We start from the raw sequence: 12,152 nt of genomic DNA on the forward strand, positions 1-12,152 counted from the left end.
TCCCGACCGTTAAGGGCCGGTGTCCCGGATGGCGAGATTCATCTTCGGCCGGGGGAGCGGGAGTTGGCATGTGCTCCGGGTACGTGTTGCCGTGCGCCCGCACGTGCGCGCTGCCTCCTCGGGAGGGCCGCCGCTTCCATGGGTGCCGCGTGGTTCGGCCCGCTGTACCGGATCCGGTGGGCTGGGGGATACCGCCGCTCCATTCCCCGCGGGCGGCGGTCCGGCCCGGGAGGCGCAGCCCGTCTCCCGGGCCGTCGCACGAGCCGGGCGCGGCACCCGCGCCGCCGGTCCGTACGAGGCGTCGCCGCACACCGCCGACTGAACATGGTTCAGCAGACTTTGGCCGAATAGCATCGGACGGCAAAAACGCGCCGCGGACCTCCGCCGCGCCGCGGTGCGCCCCGCGGAGCGCCCCCGACGGCCCCCGCGCGCTCCCGCCCGCGCTCCACCGCGTGGCACGCGGCGCGGCCCCGTCCGGCGGCGTCAACTCCCCACCACCGGGCGCCGCCCCGCCGCTCCGTTAGGCTCCCGCACGCCCCCGCCATGGCAGCATGGACCGCACAACGGCTGAAATCCGCGGTACGGGGCGGTGGCGCGCCCCCGCGGCACGGGGAGCGGGGAGGCGGTATGCGCTGGTTGGTGGGGTGGAGCAGTGCCACCGCGGGACCGGCCGCCACCGGAGGGAGCCGCACGGTCCTGCCCGTGGGCGCCCAACTCCTGTGGGACGGCCCGGATCCGCTGTGGGCGGTCGGCGACTGGCGGCCCGACGAGGTACGCACCGTCCGCGCCGACCCGGAGACCGCGCTCGCCGTCTTCGGCGTCTGCGGCGCCACCGACGACCAGCTCCGCGTCGGCCTCTTCGCCGCCCGCGGCGGCGCGCTGCGCCACCTGACGGCCTGGCCCGGCAGCTACACCGCCGTCGTCCGCATGGGCCGCCGCCTCACCGTCACCGGCGACCTCGCCGGGGCCCGCCCCGTCTTCCACACCCCCTGGGAGGGCGGCACCGCCTTCGCCACCGCCGCCCTGCCGCTCGCCGACCTCACCGAGGCCGGACTCGACGTCGGCCACCTCGGCGCTCTCCTCGCCTGCCCCGACTCCCCCGAGGCGCTCGGCTCCGGCACGCCCTACGAAGGGGTGCGCCGCGTCCCGCCCGGCCACGCCCTGGTCCTGCGCGGCGGCGCCCACGAGGTCACCTCGTACGAACCGGCCGCCTCCCTCGCCGTCGCCGCCCCCCAACTCGCCCCCGACCAGGCGATCGACGGTGTCCGCGAGGCCCTGGTCGAAGCGGTCCGGGCCCGCCTGTCCGGCCCCCGGCACGCCCCCGACCCGGACGGGCCCGACGGCCTGGACCCGGGCCCCGTCCCCGGCATGGGCCCCGCCGAACGCCGCGCGGCCCGCGGCGCCCCCGCCCCCGGCATCGGCGCCGACCTCTCCGGCGGCAGCGCCTCCGGCACCCTCGCCCTGCTGGCCGCCGGACTGCCCGGCGCCCCCGGGGCGCTCACCGGCCACGGCGAACGCCTCCTCGCCGTCACTTTCACCGACCACACCACCCAAGGGGGCCGCACCCACCGCGACGCCGAACTGGAGCGCGCCCGCGCCCTGGCCGACAATCCGCGCCTGCACCACCGCGTCGTCACCGGCGGCGAGGAGGCCCTGCCGTTCGCCGGACTCGGCACCCTCCCGCTCACCGACGAGCCGGGCCCCTCCCTCGTCACCGCGTTCCGCCACCGCAGCCGCCTGCTCGCCGGCGGCGCCGACCACCTCACCGGCCACGGCGCCCGCCAGGTCCTCGACGCCCACCCGGCCCGCCTCGCCGACCTCCTCCTCGACCGCCGCCGACGCCACCTCCTGCGCCCGGTCACCGCCCTGGCCAGGGCGGACGGCCCCTCCGCACACTCCGTCCTGGTGCCCTTCACCGTCTACCGCGCCGCCCGCAGACTCGCCCGTACGCCCTACGGGACCGGGGTCGCCGAAACGGCGCGGCGCCTGGTGGAGCGGGGTGCCGGCGGCGTCGGGGATCCGGCCGCGGGCGGCGCCGTCGATGCCTCCCTCGCCGCGCTGTTCTGGTGCCGCCCCGGGCCCGCCGCCCGCTGGCTCACCGGGGAGGCGCTGGCCGAGGTGGCGCTGCGGCTGGGCGCCGCGGCGACGCGCGCCCCCGGCGCGGGACGGCCGGGCGAGCGCCGGGCGCGCGCCGCGCTGGCCCGCCACGCCGCCGACCACCGCGTCTTCGAACAGGCCGCGGAGGTCCGCAGCCAGCGCCTGCACGCACCCTTCCTCGACAACCAGGTGGTCCTCGCCTGCCGGGCACTGCCCGACACTCTCCGCGTCCAGCCCGGCGCCCGCGCCGCCGTCCTCCGCTCCGTCCTCGCCCAGGCGGGCGTACGGGACCTGCCGCCGGGCTGGGGCGCCCCCGCGCACCTGCCGCACACCGCCGCCCTGCGCACCGGACTGCGCGCCGCCGTCGACGGTCTGGTGCAGCTCTTCGACGCGCCGCTGCTCGCCGACGCCGGGCTGGTGGAGGCGCGGGTCGTCCGCAAGGCGCTGTGCGCCGCCGCCGAGGGCGCCGCGCTGCCCCTGGACGGCCTGGCCGAACTGGTCTCCACCGAACTGTGGCTGCGCCGCCTGGTCCTGCGGCGCGGCAGCTGCTGGACCGACGCCGCCGCGACCCCGCGCCGCCGCGCGGTCGCCACCGGGGTCCCGCCCCTGAACGGAGCGGAACGGGCCGTCAACGCCCCCCGGCTCAGCGGCAGTTGATCCGGGAGTCCGCCCAGTCCGCGAACGCCAGCGTGTCCACCGGGGTCCACGGCGCCACGGTCAGCCGCAGCGTCTTGACCCCCGTCAGCGGGACGTGCACCGGCACCGCGGGCCGCCCGCCGCGCACCACGCCGGAGCGCCACAGCACCTCGCCGTCCCCGGCCACCGAGAACCGCACCGCCCCCAGACCCAGGCTGAGATCGTCCACCCCGGCGCGGGCGTCGTACGACGTGCAGGCGCGGTTCAGATCGATGACGACGGTGGACGTGCCGTGGACCGTCACGCCGTGCGGGTACGAGCGGCCGTCGATCTCCGGCTCGTCCCGCTGCCATATCCAGCTGCTCTCCGCGGCGCGGACCTCCGGCTTCGTACCGTCCCCGCCGAGATCCATCCCCAGCGAACTGAGCAGGTACGGCGTCTCCGGCGCCGGGGTCGGGGTGGGCGTCGGCGTGGGGGTCGGCGTGGGCGTCGGCCTCGGTGCGGGCCTCGGCGGGGTGGGGCGCGGTGTCGGTGTGGGCCTCGGCGCGGGCGGTGCCGGGCGCGCCGCGGGCGGAGTGGGCTCCGGCTCCGGGGCGGGCGGCGCCGGAGTCCGCGGCGCCACGGCGGGCGTCGGCTCCCGCTTCGCCTCCGGCTTCGGCGGCTCCTGCGCCCCGGTCATCGCCATCGCCAGCGCCGCCCCGGCCACGACCACCACCCCGGCGCCGATCGCCACCTTGGCCGGCAGGCCCAGTGCCTCCCCGGCCGCGGCGCCGCCCGCCGCACCGGAGGACGAGGAACCGCCCGCCGCGGCCGCGGCACCCGCCCCGGCCGCCGCCCCGACCCCGGCCGTCCCGGCGACCGCCGCCGCGGCCTTGACCGCGTACGAGGCGGCGAACCAGCCGATGACGGCGACCGGCAGCACCGCCCCGATCCGCTGGTTGACGTCCGCGACCTCCCGCGCCGCCGTCCTGCACCGCGCACACTCGTCGAGATGCTTGCGCAGCCCCCGCTCGGCCCGCATCCGCAGCCCGCCGCGGGCGTACGCGCCGAGCCGGTCGGCGTAGCGCGCGCAGTCGCCCCCGGCCGTCAGCGACCGGCTGACATGGGCCTGGAGATACGCCTGCTTCAGCCCCTCCCGGGCACGATGCGCCAGCACCGCCGTGGCGTTGGCGGTCAGCCCGAGCAGCGGCGCGACCTGACTGGGCGTCTCCTCCTCGACGGTGGTGTGCCACAACACCGTCTGATAGCGCTCCGGCAGGCTCCGGAACGCCCGCATCGCCAGCGTCCGCTCGGCCTCCTGCATCGCCCGTACGTCGGCGCCGAGATCGACCCCGCTGCCCGGACCGCCCCCGGCGTCCATCGACGTCCCGGCCGCGGAGACCGCGAACACCGCGAAGTCCTCGACCAGTTGCTCCCGCTTCGCGGTCTTCGCCCAGGCCGCCGCCACCCGCCGGACCGTCGTCAGCAGATACGCCCGCACCGCGGTGTCCGGCCCCGCCCCGCCCCGCACCGCCTGGAGCGTGCGCGCGAACACCTCACCGGTCAGATCCTCGGCGGTGTGCGCGTCCCGGCAGCAGGTGCGCGCGTAGCGGCGTACGGCGTCGGCGTGCCGGCGGTACAGCTCCTCGTACGCACCGTCGTCACCGCTCCGCATGGCGGTGATCAGCGCGGCGTCGGACGGCGGGGCGGCCTCGGCGCCCTCCGCGGCCGCGGGCGGTTCCGGTGGCGCCTCGGCGGGCTCGCGCTGCGGCGGCACACCGGCGAGCGGCGGCGCCTCGGCGCGGTCGTGACGTGCGGCCGGCTCGGCGGCCGGGGAAGCGGGGGGCGACGGACGCGGCTGTTCCGGCACTCCGGTCCGTTCGCCCGGATCCGTGGTGGTGTGGTCCCCACCGCGTCGTTCGTCCCGCCCGTCAAGAGTCATCGCCAAGGCCCCCGAACACGCCGTCACACCGGAACACCGCGCAAGCGTGCCACACGACACGCCCGGGTCGAGGAGTCCTTCCTCTTAACCACTCATCCGGGGCGCGCTGCCCGGAGAGGGCCCCTCCGACCGCCGTCACGAGGCACAATGTGCGCGCGTCGGAGCCGGGCACCCGGCCCGGCGGACCCTTCGGACCCGGCCGGAACACGCCGCCCCGGCCGGAGCCGCGCTCAGCTCTGCGGCCGCGACCGCAGCCCCTCCAGCAGAATGTCCAGCAGCCGGGCGGAAGCCGCCTGCTGATGCCCCGGGTCGGGCAGGGCCGGCGCGCTGGTGGCGATCACCAGCAGGACATCGCCGACCGTGACGTCCGGCCGCAGCGCCCCCGCCGACCGGGCGCGCTCCACGAGCCGCCCCACCACGTCCAGCAGCGCGGGCACACCCCCGGACCGCTCCGCCTCCGCAGCGAACACGGCGCTCTCGGCGGGCTCCCCGCCCACCGGCGCCGGACGCTGCTGCGGCACCCGGGCGCCCGTACCGGGCAGCCCGTCCGCGCCCTCGGCGACCGCCTCCGCACCGGCGCCGACGCGCAGCACGTTCGGCGGCAGCAGCCGGCCGGCGCCCGAGGCGACCGAGGTCCGCAGGAAGCGGGAGAGCGCCGACCAGGGGTCCTCCTCCTGGCCCAGCGCGGTGCGCGCCTGCTCGGTCAGCCGGGACGTCTCCTCCTCGGCTATCCGCCGCACCAGCACGTCCTTGCTCGGGAAGCGGCGGTAGACCGTCCCGACGCCGACCCGCGCCCGCCGTGCGACGTCCTCCATGGGCGCGCCGTACCCCAGCTCGCCGAAGACCTCGCGCGCGGCACGCAGTACGTGTTCCAGATTGCGCTGTGCGTCCACCCGCAGCGGTGCGCTGCGGGCACCCCCCGTGGGCCGCGCGGCGGCTCCGCCGCGGCCGTCGGTGTCGTGCGCCGTGGCACGAGCGCCGTTACCGGGCGCCGTGACGGCGCCCGACCAATGTGTGCCCTGAACATGCATGTGTGATCCCCCGGTCATGACGTCTCCCCCCGGAGACTCCCCGCCCTGACGGCTCAGGGGCGCGCCGATCGAGCGGGCCCGCCCCCCTGAAGCACCGAACATAGTTGAGCCCCGGTCAAGAATGAAGGGTCAGTTCCGGGCACATGGCACCCCCGATCGGCCTACCGCGGGGACGACTTCTCCGCGCCCTTCATCCACCGCCCCGCGACCGCCCGTCTGACCTGCGTACCTCCTCCGCATTTCGCGGAAGCCGACCCTCCGTCCGGACCCGTACGACCGCCTGCGCATTTCGTCGAGCCTGTGGACAAAGCGCGGCCGGGGGTGCGTCATGGAACGGTGCTGTGCCTTCCCGGGGGCACAGTGCCTCCTGGGACTGCTGTGCCGCCGGCCGGCCGGACCCGGGAGCCATCCGGGACCGGTCCACCGCGAGGAGAAGCTCTGTGAAGGCTGTGTCTTCGAACGAAGTGGCGCGCATCCTGATCGTCGGCGGCGGTTACGTGGGCATGTACACCGCCCTGCGGCTCCAGCGGAAACTCCAGCAGGAGCTGCGGCAGGGCACCGCCGAGATCACCGTGGTCGACCCCGAGCCGTACATGACGTACCAGCCGTTCCTCCCCGAAGCGGCGGCCGGATCCATCTCCCCGCGCCACGTCGTCGTACCGCTGCGCCAGGTGCTGCCGCGGTGCCGGGTCGTCATCGGCGAGGTCACCGCCCTCGACCACGAGGCGCGCACCGCCACCGTCGAAACCCTCGCCGCGGAGGAGGCGGGCACCGCCGACACCGAACTCTCCTACGACGAACTGGTCCTCGCGCCCGGCTCCGTCTCCCGCACCCTCCCCGTCCCCGGACTCGCCGACTTCGGCATCGGCTTCAAAACCGTCGAGGAGGCCATCGGCCTGCGCAACCACGTCCTCGAACAGCTCGACATCGCCTCCTCCACCCGCGACCCGGCGGTCCGCGACGCCGCGCTGACCTTCGTCTTCGTCGGCGGCGGCTACGCGGGCGTGGAGGCGCTGGCCGAACTGGAGGACATGGCCCGCTACGCCGTCCGCTACTACCACAACATCGAGCCCACCGACCTGAAGTGGATCCTCGTCGAAGCGACCGGAAAGATCCTTCCCGAAGTGGGCCCCGAGATGGGCCGCTACGCCGTCCGCGAGCTGCGCTCCCGCAACATCGACGTCCGCCTCGACACCCGCCTCGACTCCTGCGAGGACCGGATCGCCGTCCTCAGCGACGGCTCCCGCTTCCCCACCCGCACCCTGGTGTGGACCGCCGGCGTCAAACCGCACCCGATCCTCGCCGCCACCGGCCTCCCCCTCAACGGCCGCGGCCGCCTCAAGTGCACCGCCGCCCTCCAGGTGGACGGCGCCGACCACGCCTGGTCCGCCGGCGACGCCGCCGCGGTCCCCGACCTGACGGCCCCCGAACCCGCCTCGCCGGACGACCCGCCCGCCCTCTGCGCCCCCAACGCCCAGCACGCCGTCCGCCAGGCCCGCACCCTCGCCGAGAACGTCGCCGCCGCCGTCCGCGGCGGCCCCCTCCTGGAATACCGCCACAAGTACGCCGGCTCCGTCGCCTCCCTCGGCCTCCACAAGGGCGTCGCCCACGTCTACGGCCGCAAGCTCAAGGGCTACCCGGCGTGGTTCATGCACCGCGCCTACCACCTCAGCCGCATCCCCACCTTCAACCGCAAGGCCCGGGTGCTCGCCGAGTGGACCCTCGCCGGCCTGTTCAAACGGGAGATCGTCTCGCTCGGCTCGCTGGAGAACCCGCGCGCCGAATTCGAGCTGGCCGCCGGAACGGGCCGCCACAACGAGACCAGCTGACCCCCGCTGCCGAGGCGCGCCGCGCCCCACCCGAGCGGCCCCGGCCGCACCAGGCCCGGCCGGGCGAAACGGAGCCCGGAACTCCATCGCGGCGCCCGGACGTCTGACGGATACCGCCCGGGTCGGCCACACTGGTCGTGTGACCATGGGTGGGCCCGTCTCTGCGAAGAGTAATAATCACGAGGAATACGGACGTTTGCTGCAGCACGTCAGAGGGCGCCACTCAGGGCCCCGGCCGACCGCCCGCCGGTTCCCCGGCGGGCGCTTCCCCCGCGCCGAAGGCCCCGGCCCCTGGAGCCACAGCCCGCGCGACGAAGCGAAGTAAGAGGTACCCCTCCGTGATCTTCACGCGCTGGAGCGCCAAGCTCCCCCAGCGGCGCACCGCCCGCCCCGGCCGCGCCGCCGCCCCGCCGAACGGCCGCCCGGCACCCGCCGCCGACGGCTCCGGCAGCGCCGTCCCGGCCGCCCGCGCCGAGACGTGCGGCCCCGCGGCACCCGACGGCGACGTCCCGCCCGACGCCCCCGAGGAGGCCACGGAGGTGAGCGCCGCCACCCCGCCGCCCACCGTCGACGCCCTCTCCGCCCACGACATCCTCGGCACCATCCCCGCCCTGGTCGCCGTCGTCTACGGCCCCGAGCACCGCCTCGCGTACGTCAACGCCGCCTACGCCACCGTCTTCGGCCCCCGCCCGGCCGGCCACACCGCCCGCGAGGCCCTGCCCGAGCTGGACGAACTCGGCCTGCTGCCCCTGATGGACCAGGTCCTGCGCAGCGGCCGCACCCGCATGGTCAAATCCCGCCGGGTCCGCGCCGGCGCCGGCCGCGCCCGCGACGGCTACTACACCTTCACCTGCACCCCCATCGAGGTCGCCGCCAGCGGCCCGGCCCCCGACCCGGAGGTCGCCTGCGTCGCCCCGCACAAGGGCGTCCTCGTCTTCGGCGCCGAGGTCACCGACCAGATCGAATCCGCCGAACGGCTCCGCGCCAGCGAAGCCCGCCAGCGCGCCGCCGCCGTCACCCTCCAGCGCTCCCTCCTCCCGCAGGAGCTGGAGCAGCCCGACGACCTCCGGGTCGCCGCCACGTACCGCCCCGGCGGCACCGACGCCGCGGTCGGCGGCGACTGGTACGACGTCATCACCCTCGGCGGCGGCCGCACCGCCCTCGTCATCGGCGACGTCATGGGCCGCGGGGTGCGCGCCGCCGCCGTCATGGGCCAGCTGCGCACCGCCGTCCGCGCCTACGCCCGCCTCGACCTGCCGCCCCACGAGGTCCTCCAGCTCCTCGACGGGCTCGCCGCCGAGATCGACGCCAGCCAGATCGCCACCTGCGTCTACGCCGTCCACGACCCGAACGAGGGCCGCCTGGTCTACGCCTCCGCCGGCCACCTCCCGATCCTCGTCCGCGACGCCGACGGCGCCGTCCACCGCGCCGCCGAACCGACCGGCCCGCCCCTGGGCACCGGCGGCTGGCTGCACACCTCCGGCACCGTCCCGCTCGGCCCCGGCGCCGCCGCCGTCCTCTACACCGACGGCCTCGTCGAGCGCCGCGACAAGGACATCGACCACGGCGTCGAGGCGCTGGCCGACGCCTTCGCCGGCGCGGACGACGCCCCGTCCGTCGTCTGCGACCGCCTGCTGCGCGCCATGGGCATCACCGACGCGCACGACGACGACGTCGCGATCCTCGTCGTCCAGCACCCCGAGCGCACCGGCCACGACGCCGAGCTGTTCCACAACGCCGTCCTGGAACTGCACGGCGGCACCGAGGCCGCGCCCCGCGCCCGCGCCTTCGCCTCCGGGGTGCTCGCCTCCTGGCGCTTCGCCCCCGAGCTGCACGACCTCGGCGTCCTCGCCGCCAGCGAACTGGTCGCCAACTCCCTCCAGCACGGCACCCCGCCGATGCGGCTGCGCCTGCGCCGCACCGACCGCCGCTTGATCGTGGAGGTCACCGACGGCGACGACCACCTCCCGCGCCGCCGCACCGCCGAGCCCGCCGACGAAGCGGGCCGCGGCATCTCCATCGTCGCCACCATCGCCTCCCACTGGGGCGCCCGCCGCACCCCGGACGGCGGTAAGTCCGTCTGGTGCGAATTCGCCCTCCCGTCCGCCTGACCCGGAGGGCCCGGACACGACGAACGGCCCGGCGTGACACACCGGGCCGTTCCCCTTCTCCCTCACCCCGTACGGGCTCCCCCTACGGGCACGGGCCACCGCCCGCCGATGCCGTTCAGGCCACCGCCACCGCGGTCTCCGCCTCGGCCGCCGCGTCCGCCGCCGGACGGGCCGGAGCGGCCGCCACCCGGTGCGGATTGTCCTGCGCCGGGGTCAGCATCCGCCCCAGCCGCAGCGACAGCGCGGTGATCCCCAGCGCGCACAGCACCAGCATCCCGATGTACGCCACCGACATCCCGTGGCCCACCATCAGCGCGCCCACGGCCGGACCGACCGCCAGCGCCAACTGCTTGACCAGCGCGAACGCCGAGTTGTACTGCCCGATCAGCGACGCCGGAGCCAGATCGGCCACCAGCGGCGACACCGTCGGCGACAGCAGCGACTCCCCGATGCCGAACAGCGCGTACGTCGAGATCAGCAGCGTCGTCGCCACCACCTGCGCACCGTGCACCAGCCCGGACAGCCCGGCGGCGATCCACGCCACCGTCCAGATCAGCCCGACCACCGCCATCACCCGGCTGCGGCGCCGCCGCTCGACGAGCTTGAGCACCACGAACTGCGCCACCACGATCGCCGCGGTGTTGGCCGCCAGCGCGATCCCCAGCGTCGCCGGCGCGATCCGGGTGACCTCCGTGGCGTACGCCGCGAGCCCCGACTCGAACTGCCCGTAGCAGGCGAAGAAGAGCACGAAGCCCAGCACGCACAGCCACACCATCCGCCGGTCGGACAGCAGCGCACGCCAGGCGCCCTGCGGCCGCTCACCGGTCGGCACCGCGTCCTCGACCTTCGGCGCCCGCGGCAGCCGTACGGTCGCCACCGCCGCGCCGAGCACCAGGAACATCGCCGCCTCGATGGCGAAGAGCCGCACGAAGCTCGACGCGTTCGTCTCGTCGACGAGCAGCCCGCCGACGAGCCCGCCGATACCGAGCCCGAGGTTGTTCAGGAAGAACTGCGTGGCGAACGCCCGCGAGCGGGTGACCGTCGTCGAGCACCACACGATCATCGTGGCGAGCGCCGGCTGGATCACCGCGATACCGGCGCCCAGCGCCACCGCCGACGCGATGACCTGCGCCTCACTGACGGAAAGCCCCAGGCCCAGCGCACCGACCGCCGCCGAGACGGTACCGACGACGGCCACCGGAAGGGGTCCGCGCCGGTCGATCGCCCGACCGGTCAGCGGCAGCACGACCAGCGCCGACACGGCGAGCATCGCCAGCACCACACCCGCGGTACTCGCGCCCAGGTCCCGCACCTTCGCCACATAGACGTAGAGATACGGAACCGTGAAGCCGTTGCCGAACGCGCTCAACGCGTTCCCCAGCTGGATCCGGCGCAGCGCGGCGCCCATCGCGGTGGTCACACTCACCTACCTAGGTCAGGTCGGAAGACGGTCAGGAAGTACGGAACGAACGGCGGAGGAAGCCCGGCGGACCGGTGCGTGGACACACGAAAGCGCCCCCGCCTCTCCAGGGGACCGGACGGTCACACCCTGAAGACTTCAACTCTAAAGTTCGAAGCTAAAGAGTACATGGCGAAGGACTTCAACGCCAATGAGTTCCATGCCATACTGCGGCGCATGCCTGAGACCTCAGATACGGCCGGCACCGCCGAGCCGAGCCTTGAGGAACAGATCGCGGCCTACCAGCGAGAGTTCCAAGACCTCGACCCCCAGGTGGAACAGGTCGTCTCCGCACTCCAGCGGCTCAACCGGCGGATGAACGTCGCGTACGGACGCCAGACCGCCACCCTCGGCATGAGCAACGCCGAATGGGAGGTCCTCAAGGCACTCGTCGTCTCGGGCGCCCCGTACCGCCTCGGCCCCGGCGAACTCGCCAAGCGCCTCGGCCTCACCCCCGCCGCGATGACCCACCGCATCGACCGCATGGCCGCCGAAGGGCTGGTCAACCGCGAGCGGGACGAGAACAACCGGGTCCGCGTCATCGTCGAGCTGACCCACGAGGGCCGCGAGAAGTGGCTGGAGGCGATGCGCATGGCCTCCGTCTTCGAGGAAGACCTCCTCCAGGACCTCGACGGAGAGGAGCGACGCGTCCTCGGCGCGGTCCTCACCCGCCTCCTGCGCCGCGTCGAGGAGACCCAGCCCGACGCCGAGGGCCGCCTCACCGACCTCGACTGACAGCGTTTGACACACCCCTGGCCGATACGTAGTGTTCTCCGAGTTGCCACGTAGCCGGAACGGTTCTGTGGCAGCCATCCGCCGCATCGCGGCACACCACTACCGCACGACTCCTCACCGGGACGAATTTCGGCATGCCCGAAATTCACACCGCGACGTGATTATGCGTCACCGAGGAATTCCGCTAAAGTAGTGACCCGCCAAGGCCAGCAAACGAAAGTGCGCAAGCCGAAGCAAACCCTCCGACGGGTAATCGGAAACGAATTCGGGCCGGAAACGGTGAGAATCGGATCTGCTAGAGTCGGAAAGGCCGGAAAGCGAAAGCCGAAGGCC

General features: G+C 75.0%; 7 protein-coding genes. 4 read left to right on the forward strand and 3 right to left on the reverse strand.

Annotated elements, in window-relative coordinates:
- Positions 1 to 627: 627 nt before the first annotated feature.
- Positions 628 to 2,754, forward strand: coding sequence for an asparagine synthase-related protein (locus tag ACZ4M8_RS28260; RefSeq protein ID WP_467612311.1), 2,127 nt, complete (start codon positions 628 to 630; stop codon positions 2,752 to 2,754).
- Here the strand turns inward: ACZ4M8_RS28260 and ACZ4M8_RS28265 are convergent.
- Together ACZ4M8_RS28265 and ACZ4M8_RS28270 are read right to left on the reverse strand one after the other, a co-directional pair.
- Positions 2,741 to 4,654 (reverse strand): sigma-70 family RNA polymerase sigma factor, encoded by a 1,914-nt coding sequence (locus tag ACZ4M8_RS28265; RefSeq protein WP_467612314.1) that lies wholly within the window; start codon positions 4,652 to 4,654, stop codon positions 2,741 to 2,743. The two genes, ACZ4M8_RS28260 and ACZ4M8_RS28265, sit on opposite strands and share 14 nt — an antisense overlap.
- Before the next feature lie 230 nt (positions 4,655 to 4,884).
- Positions 4,885 to 5,685, reverse strand: coding sequence for a TetR/AcrR family transcriptional regulator (locus ACZ4M8_RS28270; protein ID WP_467612317.1), 801 nt, complete (start codon positions 5,683 to 5,685; stop codon positions 4,885 to 4,887).
- A gap of 503 nt (positions 5,686 to 6,188) precedes the next feature.
- Here ACZ4M8_RS28270 and ACZ4M8_RS28275 point away from each other — a divergent pair.
- Positions 6,189 to 7,514, forward strand: coding sequence for an NAD(P)/FAD-dependent oxidoreductase (locus ACZ4M8_RS28275; RefSeq protein WP_467612339.1), 1,326 nt, complete (start codon positions 6,189 to 6,191; stop codon positions 7,512 to 7,514).
- A gap of 338 nt (positions 7,515 to 7,852) precedes the next feature.
- Positions 7,853 to 9,625 carry an ATP-binding SpoIIE family protein phosphatase gene (locus tag ACZ4M8_RS28280; RefSeq protein ID WP_467612320.1) on the forward strand — a complete coding sequence of 591 codons (1,773 nt, stop codon included), beginning with the start codon at positions 7,853 to 7,855 and terminating at the stop codon, positions 9,623 to 9,625.
- A 115-nt stretch (positions 9,626 to 9,740) separates the two neighbouring features.
- Here ACZ4M8_RS28280 and ACZ4M8_RS28285 read toward each other — a convergent pair whose 3' ends face one another.
- Entirely contained in the window at positions 9,741 to 11,045 is a 1,305-nt protein-coding gene (locus ACZ4M8_RS28285) for an MFS transporter (protein WP_467612342.1), read from the reverse strand.
- 216 nt (positions 11,046 to 11,261) lie between these two features.
- Here ACZ4M8_RS28285 and ACZ4M8_RS28290 point away from each other — a divergent pair, with 216 nt between their 5' ends.
- Complete coding sequence (locus tag ACZ4M8_RS28290) at positions 11,262 to 11,819, forward strand: MarR family winged helix-turn-helix transcriptional regulator (protein ID WP_399088902.1); 558 nt, start codon at positions 11,262 to 11,264, stop codon at positions 11,817 to 11,819.
- Positions 11,820 to 12,152: the final 333 nt, after the last annotated feature.

This window comes from Streptomyces sp. NPDC027185 (assembly GCF_055567035.1).

Bases quoted from the DNA above. Each gene is read 5' to 3' on its own strand.
- ACZ4M8_RS28275 (WP_467612339.1), top strand. From the start codon at position 6,189: ATGTACACCGCCCTGCGGCTCCAGCGGAAACTCCAGCAGGAGCTGCGG.
- ACZ4M8_RS28260 (WP_467612311.1), top strand. From the start codon at position 628: ATGCGCTGGTTGGTGGGGTGGAGCAGTGCCACCGCGGGACCGGCCGCC.
- ACZ4M8_RS28265 (WP_467612314.1), bottom strand. From the start codon at position 4,654: ATGACTCTTGACGGGCGGGACGAACGACGCGGTGGGGACCACACCACC.
- ACZ4M8_RS28270 (WP_467612317.1), bottom strand. From the start codon at position 5,685: ATGCATGTTCAGGGCACACATTGGTCGGGCGCCGTCACGGCGCCCGGT.
- ACZ4M8_RS28290 (WP_399088902.1), top strand. From the start codon at position 11,262: ATGCCTGAGACCTCAGATACGGCCGGCACCGCCGAGCCGAGCCTTGAG.